This window comes from Corallincola holothuriorum (genome assembly GCF_003336225.1).
In the GTDB taxonomy this organism is placed as follows: domain Bacteria; phylum Pseudomonadota; class Gammaproteobacteria; order Enterobacterales; family Neiellaceae; genus Corallincola; species Corallincola holothuriorum.
This window is the reverse complement of the sequence record NZ_QPID01000005.1, coordinates 201684-220316: the sequence shown is the minus strand read 5'-3', so window position 1 is coordinate 220316 and position 18633 is coordinate 201684. Positions and strand designations below refer to the sequence as shown.

The window sequence follows — 18633 nt, the reverse complement described above, 5'->3', positions numbered from 1 at the left end:
GGAGGCGCAACAGCGCCTCCCTACTTAACAACAATAAAAACGTTGGACGGATTCAATGAGAAAAATACGTACCTACAATCAAATCTCCAGCCGTGGTTTAGACAGATTCAGCCGCGACAGTTATGAGGTTGGCTCCGAGATCGCTCAACCGGAAGCGATCTTGCTACGCAGTCATAAGCTAACCGTTGACCAGATCCCAGATTCAGTCAATGCCATCGCCCGTGCAGGTGCTGGCGTCAACAATATCCCCATCGACGAATGCACCCACAACGGTGTGGTGGTATTTAACACCCCTGGCGCAAACGCCAATGCGGTAAAAGAGTTGGTATTAGCGGGCTTGCTGCTAAGCAGTCGCGGTATCTGTGAAGGGATGCAGTATGTGCAAGCACTCACAGAAAACGACCCGGCGATCCTAAATAAAGAGGTCGAAAAGGGTAAGAAAGCCTATGCCGGTGTTGAGCTAACAGGCAAAACCCTGGGCGTTGTTGGTCTTGGTGCCATTGGTGCCAATGTCGCCAATATGGCGCTGGAACTAGGCATGGAAGTGATCGGCTATGATCCAGCGATCAGTGTTGAAGCCGCATGGCGCTTATCCAGCGATGTGCAGCGAGCGGAAAACCTCGGCGCTCTGTTAGCCAAATGTGATTATGTCACATTGCATGTGCCAGCGATTGAAGCCACTAAAGGGATGATCAATAGCGAAGCGCTCTCCTCAGCAAAACAGGGGCTGAAGTTGTTGAACTTTGCTCGCGGTGAGATCGTCGATAATGATGCCATGCTCGCAGCGCTGGAAGTGGGTAAGGTTGCCCGCTATATCAGCGATTTTCCAAGCCTGGAACTGCTTGGCAATGACAAGGTTTCACTGTTACCGCATTTAGGTGCCAGTACCGTAGAAGCGGAAGAAAACTGCGCCATCATGGGCGCTAACCAGTTGGTCGACTTCCTTGAGAACGGCAACATCAAAAACTCGGTAAACTTCCCTCAGATCCGCATGGAACGTACCCATGGCTATCGACTGACTTTTGCCAACGACAACGTGCCTAAGGTACTAAGTCAGGTACTTGCGCTGTTAGCCGACATGAACATTAACGTGATCGATCTGCTGAACAAGAGCCGTAACGATATCGCCTACACCATATTGGATATCGAACAGCAACCGGATGCGCAGTTACTGGCGGCAGTCGCCGGCGTGGAACACGTATTCCATGTTCGTGCAGTGTAGCGGTTAGCTAGCCAAGCAACTCTGCCGTTTGCAAATACATTGACGGTTTTTGAATAAGCCAGCGCCCTCTAAGCGCTGGCTTTTTTTATGTCCAGAGATCACGCTCACTCATCACGGCACAGGAATGATTCTGCTCAGTATCGGCAGCGATGGAACTTCTCCCCAGATACAGCGTCAATACAGGAAAGCTATTTTTTAATCATTGAGTTAGCCGTTTATTAAGTGACCACAATCTCACTCTAAATAACTCGCTAACCGAATTCATAGCAGTGTCACTCTTCACTGCTATTCTCAAGTCACTGAACAAGGATCTGATCCGTAGGGAGTCTAGAGTGGCAGAAAAACCAAGTCTGAAAATTGCGATTATTTGTCGAGCAGGTATGGGTGGTTCCAGCATCATGGCCACCACACTGGCGCTGAGACTCGCTGAACGTGGTCACCAAATTTACCTATTCGCAACAGACCGCCCTTTCAACCTCAAAAACGCACCAGACAACCTACGCTTTGTGTCCGTCAATCTGCCGAAAACAGAGCTATTATCCGGCCCCCCTGAAACACTGGCCACCAGCGGCACAATTGAACGCTACGCAAGAAAGATCAAGTTCGACATCATCCATAGTCATTATGCCGTACCCTATGCCTTAAGCGCCGAAATGGCTCGCCAAGTCGGCGGACTGGAAAGCAAATTAGTGATCACCCTACACGGTACCGACGTCTCTCAATTAGGTAATACACCGAGTATGCGGCCGCCTATTAAGTGGGCATTGCAGAAAGCCGATGCCATCACCGCGGTGTCAAAAAACCTGCAGCAATTGGCATTAAAAACCTACGGTAGCGATCTCAACATTGACACCATTTACAACTTCTTGGTTGAAAAACTGCCCTTGCTCACAGCTGCAGAGCGCAAGGCAATGCGCGCCAAATTTGATATCGATGAAGATGAAAATGTCTTAGTGCACGCTTCTAACTTCCGCACGGTCAAACGCACCGATGACATCATTGATGCATTTTATCGTGTCTGTCGTACTCACCATGCCAAATTAGTCCTTTTTGGCGACGGCCCACAACGACCTCATTGTGAACATCTGGCTCACTATTTAGGCATAGCCGATAAAGTCATCTTCGCTGGTAAAGTGAAAGAGTGTGGCCGCTGGTTAGGGATTGGCGATATCAATTTACTGCTCAGTGCCGAAGAGAGCTTCGGTTTGGTCTTGCTAGAAGGGTTCTCTCAGCATGTCCCCGCGGTAGCCACCAATGTTGGCGGAATACCCGAAGTGCTAATCGATGGCGAAAATGGTTTTCTGTGCGAAGCCACCAACCCTATTGATGCCGGTAGAAAAATACGCGTGCTACTTAATGACCGAGAGCTGCTGCAAACCATGGCAGAGAAAGCGCCCGACATACTCGAGGATTTCTCCGAGGAGGCAATACTCAATCAATATGAAGCGCTCTATATGCGCTTGCTAGAACAATAACAACCTAATGGCGCGTCTGATCGGCAAACGGCTTTGCTTCCTGCAATGGAAATTCGATTTCGTAACTTAAGCCGTTCAGCTTGCCATTGGATGCGCTAATAGTACCTTTGAGGCCATGGGTGACCAGATTAAAGATAATATGAGTCCCCAAACCACTGCCACCGGAGTGACGCTTGGTCGTAAAGAAAGGATCAAATAGACGAGCCATCACCGCATCGTCCACCCCTTTACCACTGTCGGAGAAGCAAATTTTAGCCCAATGCACCGTGCTGTTTTCGTCATTCACATCTGGCCGGTCGGGCAAACGCTGCAACGCGATCTCTATCCGACCTTCGGAATGCGCTTCAAATCCATGCAATAAAGAGTTCATGATCAAGTTAGTTAAAAGCTGAGCGAACATGCCGGGTTGACCATAAAACTCTATATCACTATCCCCCTCTAGCACGATCTTATGCTGAGTATTTTTCAGCCGCGGACGCAATGATGCGATCACCTCTTCCATGTAGGCCAGTAAATTAAAGCGCCGACTCTCTTCAGAGCTTTGATCAACAGCGACGAGTTTGAAGCTATGCACCAGCTCAGCGGCGCGCTCTAGGTTTCTTAAAGCGATTTCACCACTTTCATAAACCAGATCCATGTAGTCAGAAAACTGCGTGCGGGTCAGCGTATTTTCAGCAAACATTTTACGTAGCTGACGTGTGTTATCCATCACGTGGGAGGTCGCTGTAATGCTGATCCCCACTGGGGTATTAATTTCATGAGCCACGCCAGCGACGAGCTCACCCAATCCAGCCATTTTTTCTCGCTGTACAAGCTGTTGCTGTGAGCGCTCCAGCGCTTGCAGGGTTCCTTCCAGTTCTGCGTTTTTTTGCTCCAACGCCAAGGTGCGCTGCACCACTTTTTCTTCCAATGTTCGATTCAGATTATCAAGCTCACGCTGACGCTGTTTTCGGTCAACAACCTCCTGCTCAATACTATCCAACACTCGATTAAAAGAGTGCCCCAATTGTTGTAGTTCCAGGTACTCCGTTTCCGGTGCCCGCAGTGACCAATGCTTGTTGTTAACAATTTTGTCAGCGACACGCACCAGTTCGGTAATAGGTGATGCCAAGCCTTTGGATAAAAAGGTGGTCAGCGCCGCCGCAACCATCGTACAAATCAACACCACAATAGCGGCCAGTTTTAAGGTATCAAAGATAATATCTGACAACTGGGGGACCCGGGCTTCCACATACAGATAACCTAAGCGTTCTCCCTCAGAGACAATCGGCGTCAGGCTGAACACCAATCCTCGGGCAACCTGATACCGGTTGTCACCCAGATGAGGACGCAACAAACGTACACCAGTTTCCGCAAACGGCTGATCCACGGGCAGTTCCAAAGTGCCATCAAGGTAGAGGCCGGTACCTAATATATTCTCTTGGATCTGTAGTCCAGCCAAAATCGCCAATGATTCATCACTATCACTGAAATAGAGCGCAGGCACCAAGTTATAAGCCACGACATTGAGTTGTGATTGCAATGCTGACAGCGCATTCTCACGGCTTCTTTCTGTGGCAAAATAGGCATGAAGCACACTACTGAGCACCAGTGCCAGAGTCACAATGATCGCGACCGTCCACTGCAGCTGACGCTTAAACGTCGTCATCAGTTGCTCCCTTCCACACCTTAGCCAGACGCAAGAAACGGGCCTGCACTTTCAACTGACTACGATCAAGCATATTTTGGTTAACCAAGATGGAGATCTTATTGCTGGCTATAGGTAGGGCAAACATCGCCCCGGCTTTCAATGCCACCACATCGTTGCCGACGAACAGGGTTTGACTCTCAGAAAGCTGTTGCGCAAGTTTAAATCCCTTGCCCTGTTCGAAACTAAACACCAGATGACAAAATTGCGTACTTTGATACTGATGTAACCCCTGCCACTTATGAAAATAGAGGGTTTGCAACGCTCGCCCCTGGGACTCTTTACCTTCTGTTGCCCGGCGAAATAGCGCTGCCAGATCTTCCACTTGTTGACCAACGAAACAAGCGTTCAACGCCTGTTGCTCAGAAAGTACTGAATCTGGCCAACTAACAAACTTAGTTATTTGATAAAGAAATGCAGCGCGCAATTTAGTGGCGTCTAACTCTACTGCGCTGAGCAGGTTGGGCAACCAAAGTAGTAGCAAGAATAGCGACGAGCGAAAGCCCACACTGATATTCCAGTGTGTTGCGCCAAACACCTTCAACTTTGCCTTAACTTGATCCCTCACAGATCCTGCACCTACTTGCAGTCATGGCTAATGGTGGCCATTAAGACACTCTTGACCTGACCCAGACACCAGCCATAAATATTCTCACGCACAGTAACAAACAGCTATCGCGCCCACTGTTACACAGGTTTCACAACTTCTAAATATTAAGCGCTAAATATGCGAATTAGCTCTGACATTTCAACATAGTGACTGGTGGATATAGGAATTTGGTCGAATACTGGATTGTTAACAGGTCGTAATTTTTTTCTGGGCGACTCTTTGGGGTATCTATGCCGAATCGTTCGACGCTTTCTCTAATTTGTGCAGCAATTCTTTTAGGGCAGCCAACCGCCTATGCCGAAGAAGATCCTCTTGATCTTGAAACGCTGTTTGAACTGGATGTATCGCAACTGATGCAGATCGGTGTTTCCGGCACCGCTTCAGCCACCCCAACCATTGAGCGGCTGGATCCGGCATCAGTCACCACCATCACCCAGCAAATGATCAATGATTCAGAAACACGCAGTCTGTTCGACCTACTGGAAGTGTACGTACCCAACTTTCACTATCTGCCCCATCACTGGGAAGCTAAGCATATGGGAATGCGGGGGATAATGGGCGACAGAGATGACAAATATCTATTACTGGTGAATGGTCGGATCATGAATGAGCGCACCCACTTCGGAGCACTGTCAGAGCGTGACCTTCCCATGATGGGAGATATTCACCGTATCGATGTCATTCGCGGTCCGGGCTCTGTGGTGTACGGCCCAGGGGCGGTTTCTATGGTGATCAATATCCGCACCGAAAACTTCTACAACTATTCCGGCGATCAGGTTATCGCCAAAGTTGGCGCGGTAGAGGAGTTTCAATCTGTCGAAATTAAGAAAGGGATCCGCTTAGATGAAACCAGTGGTATCTACCTCTACGGCGGCATTAGTAATTACAAAGGCGCGGATCAAAGTGATTCACCTGTGGTTTATGGTCTCAGTGACACAACGCCTTGGGGGGATGAATTGGTCGCCGGTGCCGACAGCAACCTGAATCACCCGAGAAACAACGCCCAACATCGCGATCTGCCGAAATTAAAGCTTCACCTCAACTACCAGAAAGAAAACTTTGATGCCTGGCTCCGCTACACCCGGGGTGGCGAGGAGATGCCCTGGAGTCATAAGGTGGTGCTGGAGTCACCTAACGGTTTTGCCCCTGCAGATCTGCAGCAGGAAGATCTCACCACCCAGAGTGTTGGTTATCAGCAGCTCACACTGACAATGGACTATAAAGACAAAATTGATGACACCTTGTGGGTAGACTACCGATTCAGCGCCGATAGCTTTGATTACGAACGCAAGTTATTTAATACCGATTTGCCTGACAATCCCCCAGAGAATCACCGCGAAGATGAATTTTTAGCATCTGTGATCGCCAGTTGGCTGCCCCTTCCCGATCACGCGCTCGCCATTGGCGGCACTGCGTCTTATGAGCGCTGGGGTAGAGAGAGTCCGGGTTATCCCGATGCCGATCCAGTTTCGTTTGTACTCGGAGAGATGCCTGAATGGGAAACCTACTCCTACGGCCTGATGATCGAACATCAGTGGACCATCAATGATCAGTTCACTAGCTTCCTGGGTTTACGGGTAGATGAAGATCAGTACACCGACAGTATGTGGTCTCCACGCGCCGCGCTAATCTACACCCCAACCGACATCGATACCGTCAAGCTGATCGCGAGTCGTTCAGTAAGAAAAAATAACGCCGAAGAGTTGCGCCTGCAGCATCAAGGTGGCGAGAACTCTGATCCAGAAGAGCTCAAAAGCATCGAGTTAGTTTATCAACGCCAGGCAAGTGGAGCACTCCTCTACAGTGCCAGTGCTTTTTTCAATGACATTGAAGTGATCGGTATCGATACCAATACCCTTCGCTCAGACAAAGTCGCAGAGTATCGCGTCGGTGGCTTAGAGCTAGAGCTGAGCTACCACACCGAAACCTGGGATATTCGCGCTTCCCACAGTTATACCAAGCTGTCCAGCTTTGACGCCGAAGAGGGAAAATCACAAAAGATCTCCGCCGAACCGTTTGGCTATGGTGATGATCTGAGCCAATGGAGCAACCACATTTCCAAACTCGCCGCGAGTTGGCAATTTGATACGGCACTGAAGTTTAATGGCGCCTTACGGGTGTTTTGGGATTATCAAGGCTCCCAAGACTACATCGACTATACCGTGGATCAGCGGGCGGCCAGCGAAGATGGCAACAGCTCTTCAACAGCATTAACCGATCCGGGCTATACCGACAGCACAGATTGGGCTGTGTTTCTGGATCTCGGCGCTCACTATCAACTCGCCCCACAGCATTCAGTGTCACTGCAGGGATACAACTTAATGGGCCTGTTTGATGACGACTTCAATAAACGGCTCTATGTCATTAACGTCGGTAACTATCGCGCCGATGCAGCCTCATTTGCTTTGAACTATCGTTATGATTTTTAGCCATAGGAACATCCGCGATGCAGACAGCGCTCAATTTTACTAACAAGCATGTGGTTGTTATCGGCGGCACCAGCGGCATCAACCGCGGTATAGCGGAATGCTTCGCCCGGCTTCATGCCAACATCACGGTCGCCAGCCGGCAGCAACAAAAAGTCGATGATACGCAGTCAGCACTGCAAGCGCTCGGTGCCAAAACCTATGGGTTTTGTGCCGATGTCAGAGATATTGAGGCAATCGCCCAAGGCCTGCGCACCGCCCATGACCGCTTTGGTAGCATCGATGTTTTAGTTTCAGGCGCGGCGGGTAACTTTCCCGCTTTAGCGGAAAATATGTCAGCCAATGGCTTTAAGTCGGTAGTCGATATCGATCTGTTAGGTACCTTTCATGTGATGAAAGCCAGCTTTGAGCTGCTCACCAAGCCAGGTGCCAGTATCATCAACATTAGCGCGCCACAAGCTTACCTTCCCATGCCAGCACAACTGCATGTTTGTGCAGCCAAAGCCGGGGTCGATATGATCACTCGCACGCTGGCACTAGAGTGGGGAGAGTATGGCGTTCGTATTAACTCGATTGTTCCTGGCCCCATAGACGGTACAGAGGGGATGGAACGACTCGCCCCAACAACAGCGATAAAGCAAAAAACCTGCGATGACGTGCCGCTAAAACGTCTAGGCACAGTGGAAGATATTGGCCATGCCTGCTGTTTTCTTGCTTCGCCCATGGCGAGCTATATCACGGGGGCAGTTATCCCAGTAGATGGCGGATGGTCGCAAAAAGGGTGTGGCAGTATGGGAGATGCGCTATCGCAACTGAGTCGGCGATAGCGCATTTACGCTCTCAATACGGAAGGCATTAAGAAACTGGAGTGCTAAACACCATTTTCACGCAGAAAGTTCTCAAATGCTGGGGCAGATGTATTAACAAACACCTTAATGAACTCAGAGACAATCTCTTCGTTGATACCGCCATTAGCCATCAGGTCTGCTTCTAGGCCTGGATCATCATCACTATCCAAATAAGCACGAGACAAACGCTTTGTGCGATTCCATTCGTTCATCGCTGATGCGGTCAAGCGGATACCTGAGACACCAAAGTAGAGCTGCAGATCACCATCATCATAGAGCTGCAATACATAATTAGTACCATCATGGTTAAACACGATGCTGCCACTTTCACGGACTTTAACCTCCTTGTAGCCTTGCTGCTTTAACAGCTGCTCAAGCTCGGCCAAAGAGAATCGAGACACCAATGTTGGTCCCATTGATTTCACCGCTTCTTGCAACACTTCTAGCGCAGCATTAACCTGGGTTTTACTTGGCGCAGCGCTTACTTGCGACATAGGTACCAGCAAAAACGCCAGCACCAAAAACAACCTTTTGCACATCATTGATACCACTCCCTCGATGCAATATGAAAACAACGCACGCTCAGTAGAGCATGGTTGCTAGAAAACCGTTAAACGAAGACAAAGCATGATCGAGTCAAAACGAAACGCCCTATCTGCAATATATTCTGACATAAATTAGTAATTTATCCGCTACGATTGCGGATTTTCGCCGCGGCCTGTGTGAGAGATCTCTGAAACTCTAATGATCTACCGTTATTTTCTAGCTATATTCGACATGAAAAGCTATAAATAAAGAGCACGGATAGCGGTAACACTCATAACACAAGGAGTTAGTTATTATGAGTCTTTATTTAGTTGACGAGACCATCTCTCTGCTGAGAGAAACCTTTTCTAAAGTGAGTCCATCTGACCCATGGCCTTTACGTAATACCATGAGTCCCGACGATGTTCGCAATGTCATTCAAGAGTGCAACTCCCTCTACCATGCCGAGGGTTGCCAAGAAGTCACGCTGAGTGATATCACCAACGGCTATATGTCCCGCTAAGCGCTGAGGCCTAACGTGCTTAACAGATACAAAATTATTGCGATTAGCCTTGCCGTACTCGGCCTGCTTACCCATACCTCCTCATCAGCAGATAGCGAAGTCAGAAAACAAGAGGCTGCGCCTTACGCCTTTTGGGGCGTCATTCTGCAGGGGCACTACACGGAAAAATTCAGGCAAAAGTACGACTTCAGTTTTCAGGGGGTGTTAGTCAACGGGGTGTCACACAATAGCCCTGCAGAACTGTCTCGTATTCATCCATGTGATGAGATCACCCATATCAATGAGCAACCTTTTCAAGATACCGATGCACTGATCCAATTTGTGCACAGTTTACCCGAAGATGAATATTTTCGTGTCACGTTACTCCGCGCCGGACGGCAACTCACCGTTGATAGTTTTATTCGCTATTTTGATCCTGCCAAAGGGGATGCCAGACGCTTGGAAGATAACTTTAGAAACAGCTTCGGTCAGGATCGTTGCGATCTCTCTCAACACCGTCGCCTACCAATAGAGTTCACAGCTCCCTAGCCTTCGCTCTCTCCCTTACGCTCAAATAGCTTTGTAATGCGTTGATCACATGACGAATTCGCTGAAAATGCTATGGTTAACTAGTCACCAGCCATTGAGAAGGAAGAACCCATGTTTATTGTCATAAATCGCTGGCAGTTAAAAGAAGGCAAAGAACAGCAGTTTGAGCAAGGGTGGGGCGAAATCATCCAACGTAATATGCTGCATTATGGTGCGCAAGGTTCCAGGCTTCATCGTGCCCACGACGGCAGTTGGATTTCCTATTCCGTCTGGCCGAGTGAAGATCATTGGCAAGCAGCCCATAGTATTGATGACAGCGACCAAGAAGCACGGCTAAAAATGGTTGATGCCATTATCCGTGTTTACCCACCACAAACCATGGTACCTATGCTCGATATGCTGCATGAAATGCAGCCAGAAATGGATTCGTTGGTCTAAGTTATACCCTAGGCAAAGCCATTATTTCGGCATCAACACAGGCAACTAACCACCATCAGCTTTGGCCAATACAGAGCAAGTAATTTTATGTCAAAGGAGAGGCAATGAAGTTCAAATTATCCCTATCCAGCCTTATTTTACTGGCGATGTTTGCGGGTATTGGCGTGGGCCTATTCTTTGGCGAAATGGTTGGCTGGATGGAGTGGGTAGGAACGGGTGTGATCCTACTGATGCAGATGACCATCCTGCCCTATGTCACCGTTTCTTTGATCAGTGGCATTGGCAGGCTGGAAGGCAAAGCCGCCAAACTACTCTTTTCCCAAGCTGGGATCGTGATGCTGATTATCTGGGGTATGGCTTTGGTTGGCATCCTCGTATTACCGCTGGCGTTTCCAGAGGTCACCACCGCATCATTTTTTAGCACCTCAGTGATCACCTCGCCACCACCGGTGAATTACTACGATCTATATATTCCTGCCAACCCGTTTAAGTCGCTAGCGATTGGCGCTATTCCTGCGGTGGTCATCTTCTCCATTGCTCTGGGTATCTCTTTTATCAACATGGAGGGGCGAGAGCCCGTTATCGCCTTTATGGATGTGGTGGGCAAAGGCCTTTCTCGTGTCACCAATTTTATGGTGAAAACACTGCCTGTCGGCGTATTTGCTTCGGCAGCGGGAGCGGCAGGCACACTGACCGTCGATGAATTTGCCTCCCTTCAAGTGTTTCTCGTTGCCTACGCCCTGCTTTGCCTGGCGCTGAGTTTGTGGCTCTTTCCTGCCATGGTGGCGGCCATTACACCTTTTAGTTATCGCGAAGTCATGTCGTTATCGCGGGATTCATTAATCACGGCCTTTGCCACCGGCAACATTTTCATCGTATTGCCGGTACTTATCGAAGGTTCAAAAAAACTGTTTGCGGAAAAAAATCTAACTCGTGCCGATACCGATGGGAACCTCGATGTACTGCTTCCCATCGCATTCACCTTCCCTAACGCAGGCAAACTAACCGTTATCTTTTTCGTACTATTTTGCGGTTGGTTTACCGGTAAAGATGTCTCCATCACCGCTTATCCTATGTTAGCGATGAGTGGCTTATTAAGCCTGTTTGGCTCTGTTCATGCAGCGATCCCATTTATGCTTAACAGCCTGCAACTGCCCTCCGATCTTTATCAGCTGTTTTTGGTCTCCTCCTTTATTACCGGCAAATTTAACTCTTTAGTGGCGGTGATGCATTTGCTGATCTTTGGCCTACTGACCACGGCATTAATCCAAAAACAGTGGCTGGTTACCACAAGAGATCTACTCAAAGCGGGCGGCATGGTGCTCGCAGGCTTGGTGCTAATGATTGTCAGCGCCAGGATTATCTCAAGCGTTATTATCTCCGAGTCAGGCAACACCGCTGAGCTATTGGGAAATATGCGAGTGGTCAATGAAGTTTCGACAGAAATTCAAGAGCAGTACCCTGATCTGTCCACGGCATCCGCGCCAGCGGCTAATCTGCAAAGCATCATCCAACGTGGTGTCCTCCGTGTGGGTTACCTGCCCAACAACGCGCCATTTACTTACTTCAATCAGCAACATAAATTGGTCGGGTTGGACATTTCACTGATCAATACCTTTGCGCAAGAATTAGGCGTAGAGATTGAGCTGATCCCTTACGATCCAAAGCGCCTAGATATCACCCTAAACCAAGGGCATATCGATATTGCGATATCCGGTATCGCCATGGATGCCGCCTTAATGGGCAAGATGAACTTCACCGACCCCATACTGCAGCTGCATTTAGCTTTAGTCGCGAAAGACTATCGCTTGAAAGATTTTTCTACCGTACAGAAGCTCCGAGAAGCAGGAGAACTGAAAATAGCCATGGTTGGTCAAGAGAAACTGGCCGAGCGGATCCAAGCGGCGCGCCCAGATGTAACCTTGTTCCAACTGACTAATTACCAAGCCTATTTTGAACAACCGAAAGAGATATACGATGCCTTATTGATATCAGCGGAAGCAGGTTATGCCTGGAGCATGCTCTACCCTGACTATGGCGTCATCTTGCCTCAAGGCACGGATTACGAATTCCCTATGGCATTCGCGACCGCTAGGGGTAACTACAGTATGCTGGTCTATCTCAATAGCTGGATAACCTTGAAAAAGACCGAAGGACTAATCGAGCAAGAATACGAATTCTGGATTTTAGGCAAAGGTGCCAAGGAAGATAGGCCTAGATGGTCAGTCATCCGCGACTATCTGGGTTGGGTTAACTAGCAAACATTGCTTACGGAGCACTATGCAAACCACGCAACGTACATTACCGGCGAAAAAACGCTTAGCACTTGTTGCTCATGATCATATGAAGCAGCAGTTAATTGCTTGGTCTGAAGCTCGACGTGAGCAACTCAGTCAACATCGTTTGTTCGCTACAGGTACCACTGGCGCACTGCTCGCGCAGCAACTAGACCTCCCCATCCAGTGCCTGCTGAGCGGTCCCATGGGTGGAGATCAGCAGCTCGGCGCGCTGATCGCTGAAGGCAAGATAGATATGCTGGTATTCTTCTGGGATCCCTTGGATGCAGTTCCTCACGATCCCGATGTCAAAGCCCTGCTAAGACTCGCTGCGGTATGGAACATCCCTGTTGCCACCAACAGAGTCACCGCCGACTTTCTGCTTGATTCTAAACATATGAATCAAGCTTATGAAACCAGCATCCCTGATTACGCCAATTACCTAAAAGGGCGGACATAATATTCACCCCAAAAAACAAAAAAACCGGACATTGTCGTCCGGTTTTTTTCTGAGGCAATCGGTCTATTCTTTACCAAATACCTGATTTTCTTGCTCTTGCACACGAATAAAGGTCATACGTTTGGTCAGCTCTTTTAACTGCCGGGCACCAACATAAGTACAGGCACTCCGCACGCCACCCAGAATATCCTTCACCGTGGCATCTACTGGGCCACGATAAGGCACGCTAACCGCTTTACCCTCTGAGGCTCGATACTCGGCAACACCGCCCGCATGACGCTGCATCGCCGTTGCACTGCTCATGCCATAAAACTGCTTGTACTGCTTACCGTCACGCTCAATGAGATCACCACCTGACTCATCATGCCCAGCAAACATACCCCCAATCATGACAAAATCGGCACCGCCGCCAAATGCCTTGGCCACATCGCCGGCACATGAACAACCGCCATCTGACACGATTTGCCCGCCCATGCCATGAGCCGCATCGGCGCACTCAATCACGGCGGACAGTTGCGGATAGCCAACACCTGTCTTCACTCGGGTGGTGCACACAGAACCAGGACCAATACCAACCTTAATGATATCGGCTCCTACTAGGATAAGCTCTTCAACCATTTCGCCGGTCACCACATTACCCGCCATAATGGTGATGTCTGGGTAGCTTTCTCTCACGCGGCGAACGAAATCAACAAACGCCTCAGCATAGCCATTTGCCACATCAATACAGACAAATTGAAACTCTGGATGCTGCTTTAACAGTTGTCCAAGCTTTTCAAAGTCAGCCTTAGAAGTTCCAGTGCTCACCATGATGTAGTTAAAGATAGAGGCATCGTTCTCAGCGATAAATGCAGCCCACTCTTCCACCGTGTAGTGCTTGTGGATCGCAGTCAGCATCTGATGCTCTGCTAACGCTCGCGCCATCTCAAAAGTGCCGACCGTGTCCATATTGGCAGCCACTACAGGCACACCTGTCCAGGTACGACCGCTATTGTGAAAACGGTAGGTACGCACTAATTCGACTTCGGAACGACTTTTGAGTGTTGAACGCTTAGGGCGGATAAGGACATCCTTAAACCCCAACTTGATATCAGATTCAATGCGCATACTAAAACCTCTGGTGAGAAAACAAACCGGCGGACTTTAGCAAAGAGTAGCAGCTTAAAAGATTGCGTCAGGACAAAAAATAGCGATATAGCCCAACAACAAGTAACCAAAGGCAATTAAGCATTGCGACAATAGGACAGAGCTCGACGTATCGCTACGGCCAAAAAGCAGAAAAGGAGCCGATAGCTCCTTTTCTTATTCATTCATCTACACACTATGTTTTATAGTGCTTTCAGAATGTTATCCACACTGGCTTTGGCATCGCCAAACAACATCTTACTGTTGTCGTTAAAGAACAGTGGGTTCTGTACGCCAGCATAGCCTGTGGCCATAGAACGCTTGAATACCACAACATTCTCCGCTTCCCATACGTGTAGCACCGGCATACCAGCAATTGGGCTGCCTGGCTCACGCGCCGCAGGGTTCACGGTGTCGTTCGCACCAATCACCAACACCACATCTGTATCGGAGAAATCATCGTTGATCTCATCCATCTCCATCACGATGTCATAAGGCACTTTGGCTTCTGCCAACAACACGTTCATGTGTCCTGGCAAGCGCCCTGCCACAGGGTGAATACCAAACCGCACCTGGATGCCTTTTTCACGCAACTTCTTGGTGATATCAGCAATAGGATACTGAGCTTGTGCTACCGCCATACCGTAACCAGGAGTAATGATCACGCTCTTGGCACTCTTCAGCATGTCGGCCACATCCTCGGCATTGGTTTCATGGTATTCGCCCACTTCCTCATCGCCAACGACAGTGCCACCATCGGTACCAAAGCCGCCCAATATCACGCTGATAAAGGAGCGGTTCATCCCTTTACACATAATGTAAGAGAGGATCGCACCAGAGCTACCCACCAAGGCGCCGGTGATAATCAACAGATCGTTAGAGAGCATAAATCCGGCTGCTGCTGCCGCCCAACCTGAATAAGAGTTCAGCATAGACACAACAACTGGCATATCTGCGCCACCAATGGCTGCAACCAAGTGGTAACCAAATACAAACGCAATAAAGGTCATGATCAGTAAGGCGATGATATTGCCACTGTCCATGTACCATGCACCCAAACCGATAGAGGCGATCACCATCGCCAGATTGATAAAGTGCTTACCAGGTAAAGAAAGTGGCTTGCTGCTCATCACACCATGCAACTTACCAAAGGCAACAATCGAACCGGTGAAGGTCACTGCACCAATAAAGATACCAAGGAAGACTTCGACATCATGGATCGTCTTTTCAACACTGGTCTGGGTCAATGCTTGAGCAACCGCAGCAGCACTGCCTGGCTCAGGGTGAGATGCAATAGCACTAGAAAAGCCGACTAATACCGCAGCTAAACCAACGAAACTATGTAAGATCGCCACTAACTGTGGCATCTCGGTCATCTCAACTTTCAACGCTAAAACAACGCCGATAGCCGCACCAACCAGCATCGCACCTGTCAGCCAGGTGATCCCGCTGATCTCGACACTAGCAAAGGTAGCCACGATAGCAATCAACATACCGGCAATACCATAAAGGTTACCGGCCTTGGCAGTTTCGTGCTTACTTAAGCCCGCAAGTGCCATAATGAACAGAACGGCTGCAAACAGATACGCAGCAACTAACAAACCTTGTGACATGCGTTATCTCCTCAGTCGCGCTGGAACATTTTCAACATGCGTTGCGTGACGGTGAAGCCACCAACAATGTTGATCGTCGCGATTAAAATGGCAAAGCCCGATAGCGCTAGGATCAGCGGACTATCGGAATTCATCTGGACCAAGCCACCAACAATGATGATGCCGGAAATAGCATTCGTCACACTCATCAACGGCGTGTGTAAGGCATGGGCGACGCCCCAAACCACGTAGTATCCCACCACACAGGCAAGAACAAACACGGTAAAGTGTGCCAGAAAATCGCTCGGTGCATTCTGAGCAACCCAACCAAACAGTCCGGCACCCACTGCAAGCATGGCAGGCTTAAGCCAAGGCTTAGGTTTTGCCTCTTCCACAGGCTCAGGCGCAGCCACTTCTGCTGCAGGCTGTTGTGGCTGAGCACTGACCTTAATGGGTGGCGCAGGCCAGGTAACTTCACCCGCTTTGGCAACGGTGACGCCACGCAGGACTTCATCGTCGAAGTTAATGTCGATATTGCCGTCTTTTTCCAAGCACAGCAGCTTCATCAAGTTCACCAGGTTGGTGCCATAAAGCTGACTGGATTGTGCCGGTAGGCGCGATGGAATATCGGTATACCCGATGATAGTGACGTCATGCTTGACGACCGCTTCACCAGGCTCAGTTAATTCACAGTTACCACCGGTCAGTGCAGCCAAATCAACGATGACTGAGCCTGGCTTCATTGATTCGACCATCTCAGCCAAAATCAATTTAGGTGCCGGACGACCAGGAATAGCGGCAGTGGTGATGATAATGTCGACTTCGGCGGCCTGCTCAGCGAACAGTTTCATTTCCGCTTCAATAAACGCCTTAGACATCTCTTTGGCGTAGCCATCACCGGCACCAGTATCTTCTTCTTCATAATCGAGGCGTAAGAATGTACCGCCCATCGATTCGATCTGCTCAGCTACTTCAGGGCGAGTATCAAATGCACGTACTTCAGCCCCCAAACTGCCCGCAGCACCAATCGCTGCCAATCCAGCAACACCAGCACCAATCACCAACACTTTGGCCGGAGGAACTTTACCTGCTGCCGTTATCTGACCAGTAAAGAAACGGCCAAACTCATGGGCCGCCTCAACCACAGCACGATAGCCTGAGATATTCGCCATGGAGCTCAAAGCATCCAATGACTGAGCACGGGAGATACGAGGCACACTGTCCATCGCTAACAGATTGATATTTTTCTCTGCTAACACTTTCAGGCGATCTTCGTTCTGAGCTGGCCAGAAGAAGCTAATCAGAGTCTGCTCTGGTTTTAACAACTCGGCTTCGTCGTTGCCGGTTGCCGGATCAACCATAGGCGGATTGACTTTAAATATAATATCCGCACCACGCCACAGCGCCGCTGTGTCGGTGATTACTTCAACACCTGCCGCACTGTATGCGTCATCGGTAAAACTTGCCGCCGCACCGGCACCCGCTTCAATAGCGAGTTCAAAACCCAGTTTCTGCAGCTTCTCAGCAGTATCTGGCGTCAACGCTACGCGCTGTTCACCTGACATCACTTCTCGTGGCACACCGATTTTCATAGCCATGAAAACCTCCTGAACAATCGTTACAATCCCGTAGAAAGACGCGATATAAACCGACCATTTGGTCACTGTTTATTCGCATTTTTTAGTTTATATGCAAAAAATCTGAATATTTATACACTCAGGAAGGAAATTTTCCTACCATTTTTACTAGAAAACGCTAAAAAACAGCATTTTCTGAAAATTTATTACAGCGCACTCTAACGCCCACGCCTCTGCAATCAAACTAGACCAGTCCGGCAGTCTATTCATTACATGGTAATTGGGGGCAGTAACGCCCCCAAATGTAGATTACAGGCAGAAGCCGTAATCAGCCGCTTCAGGCTTCACGCACATGCCATATCCCGTCGTACAATCAGTGTCGACTGCACAACGCTGTTTTTCCTGCTTAGCCGCAGGAGCAGGCTCAGCCGCTGCTTCAGGCTCTGAACTTGCGCAAGCCGCTAACATGCCAACCATCATCAACATAGCCAGTAGTTGTTTCATTTCAATCTCCGTGTGCTAACAAAATCAAAACACGGCAACGCCGTGACCGCTTCCAAAGTGTAGACGGCTGACGCAGGATACATAGCCAATGAGATGATTGTCTTGGGTAAAATCAAAATGACAGCAAAGCAACTATGCTATTAACTGTACTGGTAATCATTATTCTCCGGAGATGCTGCAATGGCAGTCTATGAAATCCAACATCCTTTGGTAAAACATAAATTGGGTCTGATGCGGGTGCGTGACATCAGCACCAAACACTTCCGCGAACTTTGTGGTGAGATCGGCACTTTACTCACCTATGAAGCCACCCGACACTTAGAAACAGAAACCATTGATGTTGAAAGCTGGAGCGGCGAGAGCGTGCCAGTGACAAATATCAAGGGCAAAAAGATCACCTTGGTACCTATTCTGCGCGCCGGACTCGGCATGTTAGATGGGGTCATTAGCCTGCTCCCCAATGCCAAAGTGAGTGTCGTCGGTCTATACCGAGATGAAGAAACCCTTGAGCCTGTGGCTTACTTCGACAAAATTGTCGCCGATGTACCTGAGCGCACAGCACTGATCCTAGACCCTATGTTGGCAACAGGCGGTACGCTGATCGCCACAATTGACCTGCTAAAGCAGAAAGGCTGCACCCAGATCATGGGACTGTTCTTGGTTGCGTCGCCAGAGGGGATTGCCAAGCTTGAAGCTGCCCATCCAGATGTAGATATCTATGTCGCGTCGGTCGACGAGTACCTCAACGATAAGGGCTATATTATGCCTGGCTTAGGCGATGCCGGAGATAAGATATTCGGCACCAAATAAGTTTTCT

Annotated in this window: 17 protein-coding genes; 10 read left to right on the top strand and 7 right to left on the bottom strand. The window is 49.1% G+C overall.

Annotated elements, in window-relative coordinates:
- Window positions 1–55 precede the first annotated feature (55 nt).
- Together DU002_RS10145 and bshA are read left to right on the top strand one after the other, a co-directional pair.
- Window positions 56–1222 (top strand): 3-phosphoglycerate dehydrogenase family protein, encoded by a 1167-nt coding sequence (locus DU002_RS10145; protein WP_114338265.1) that lies wholly within the window; start codon window positions 56–58, stop codon window positions 1220–1222.
- A gap of 332 nt (window positions 1223–1554) precedes the next feature.
- Window positions 1555–2697, top strand: a complete 1143-nt coding sequence (gene bshA, locus DU002_RS10140) for an N-acetyl-alpha-D-glucosaminyl L-malate synthase BshA (RefSeq protein WP_114338264.1) — start codon at window positions 1555–1557, stop codon at window positions 2695–2697.
- 4 nt (window positions 2698–2701) lie between these two features.
- On the opposite strand, the gene DU002_RS10135 is transcribed toward bshA, so the two are convergent.
- Window positions 2702–4345 carry an ATP-binding protein gene (locus DU002_RS10135; protein WP_114338263.1) on the bottom strand — a complete coding sequence of 548 codons (1644 nt, stop codon included), beginning with the start codon at window positions 4343–4345 and terminating at the stop codon, window positions 2702–2704.
- A complete protein-coding gene (locus DU002_RS10130) occupies window positions 4332–4952 on the bottom strand; it encodes a YfiR family protein (RefSeq protein WP_158538023.1) in 621 nt (206 codons plus the stop codon). The genes DU002_RS10135 and DU002_RS10130 overlap by 14 nt, the downstream gene beginning before the upstream one ends.
- A gap of 272 nt (window positions 4953–5224) precedes the next feature.
- Between DU002_RS10130 and DU002_RS10125 the strand changes: the two genes are divergently transcribed.
- Window positions 5225–7423 carry a TonB-dependent receptor plug domain-containing protein gene (locus tag DU002_RS10125; protein ID WP_114338261.1) on the top strand — a complete coding sequence of 733 codons (2199 nt, stop codon included), beginning with the start codon at window positions 5225–5227 and terminating at the stop codon, window positions 7421–7423.
- Between the two features lie 17 nt (window positions 7424–7440).
- Complete coding sequence (locus DU002_RS10120; RefSeq protein ID WP_114338260.1) at window positions 7441–8247, top strand: SDR family oxidoreductase; 807 nt, start codon at window positions 7441–7443, stop codon at window positions 8245–8247.
- A gap of 44 nt (window positions 8248–8291) precedes the next feature.
- On the opposite strand, the gene DU002_RS10115 is transcribed toward DU002_RS10120, so the two are convergent.
- Complete coding sequence (locus DU002_RS10115) at window positions 8292–8810, bottom strand: YbjN domain-containing protein (RefSeq protein WP_114338259.1); 519 nt, start codon at window positions 8808–8810, stop codon at window positions 8292–8294.
- 299 nt (window positions 8811–9109) lie between these two features.
- On the opposite strand from DU002_RS10115, the gene DU002_RS10110 reads away from it, so the two are divergent.
- The 5 genes from DU002_RS10110 to DU002_RS10090 all read left to right on the top strand — a co-directional run bounded on the left by DU002_RS10110 (window position 9110) and on the right by DU002_RS10090 (window position 13018).
- Window positions 9110–9316 carry a hypothetical protein gene (locus tag DU002_RS10110; protein ID WP_114338258.1) on the top strand — a complete coding sequence of 69 codons (207 nt, stop codon included), beginning with the start codon at window positions 9110–9112 and terminating at the stop codon, window positions 9314–9316.
- A 15-nt stretch (window positions 9317–9331) separates the two neighbouring features.
- A complete protein-coding gene (locus DU002_RS10105) occupies window positions 9332–9844 on the top strand; it encodes a PDZ domain-containing protein (RefSeq protein WP_158538022.1) in 513 nt (170 codons plus the stop codon).
- 111 nt (window positions 9845–9955) lie between these two features.
- A complete protein-coding gene (locus DU002_RS10100) occupies window positions 9956–10282 on the top strand; it encodes an antibiotic biosynthesis monooxygenase family protein (RefSeq protein ID WP_114338256.1) in 327 nt (108 codons plus the stop codon).
- A gap of 104 nt (window positions 10283–10386) precedes the next feature.
- Complete coding sequence (locus DU002_RS10095; protein WP_114338255.1) at window positions 10387–12540, top strand: cation:dicarboxylate symporter family transporter; 2154 nt, start codon at window positions 10387–10389, stop codon at window positions 12538–12540.
- Between the two features lie 22 nt (window positions 12541–12562).
- Window positions 12563–13018 (top strand): methylglyoxal synthase, encoded by a 456-nt coding sequence (locus tag DU002_RS10090; RefSeq protein ID WP_114338254.1) that lies wholly within the window; start codon window positions 12563–12565, stop codon window positions 13016–13018.
- A 63-nt stretch (window positions 13019–13081) separates the two neighbouring features.
- Here the strand turns inward: DU002_RS10090 and DU002_RS10085 are convergent, their stop codons facing one another.
- The 4 genes from DU002_RS10085 to DU002_RS10070 all read right to left on the bottom strand — a co-directional run bounded on the left by DU002_RS10085 (window position 13082) and on the right by DU002_RS10070 (window position 17816).
- Entirely contained in the window at window positions 13082–14125 is a 1044-nt protein-coding gene (locus DU002_RS10085) for a GMP reductase (protein WP_114338253.1), read from the bottom strand.
- 221 nt (window positions 14126–14346) lie between these two features.
- A complete protein-coding gene (gene pntB / locus DU002_RS10080; RefSeq protein ID WP_114338252.1) occupies window positions 14347–15756 on the bottom strand; it encodes a Re/Si-specific NAD(P)(+) transhydrogenase subunit beta in 1410 nt (469 codons plus the stop codon).
- 11 nt (window positions 15757–15767) lie between these two features.
- Complete coding sequence (locus DU002_RS10075) at window positions 15768–17327, bottom strand: Re/Si-specific NAD(P)(+) transhydrogenase subunit alpha (protein ID WP_114338372.1); 1560 nt, start codon at window positions 17325–17327, stop codon at window positions 15768–15770.
- A 294-nt stretch (window positions 17328–17621) separates the two neighbouring features.
- On the bottom strand, window positions 17622–17816 hold the full coding sequence (locus DU002_RS10070; RefSeq protein WP_114338251.1) for a hypothetical protein: 195 nt from the start codon (window positions 17814–17816) through the stop codon (window positions 17622–17624).
- A gap of 180 nt (window positions 17817–17996) precedes the next feature.
- Between DU002_RS10070 and upp the strand changes: the two genes are divergently transcribed.
- Window positions 17997–18626, top strand: coding sequence for a uracil phosphoribosyltransferase (gene upp / locus DU002_RS10065; RefSeq protein WP_114338250.1), 630 nt, complete (start codon window positions 17997–17999; stop codon window positions 18624–18626).
- The last annotated feature ends 7 nt before the right edge of the window (window positions 18627–18633 follow it).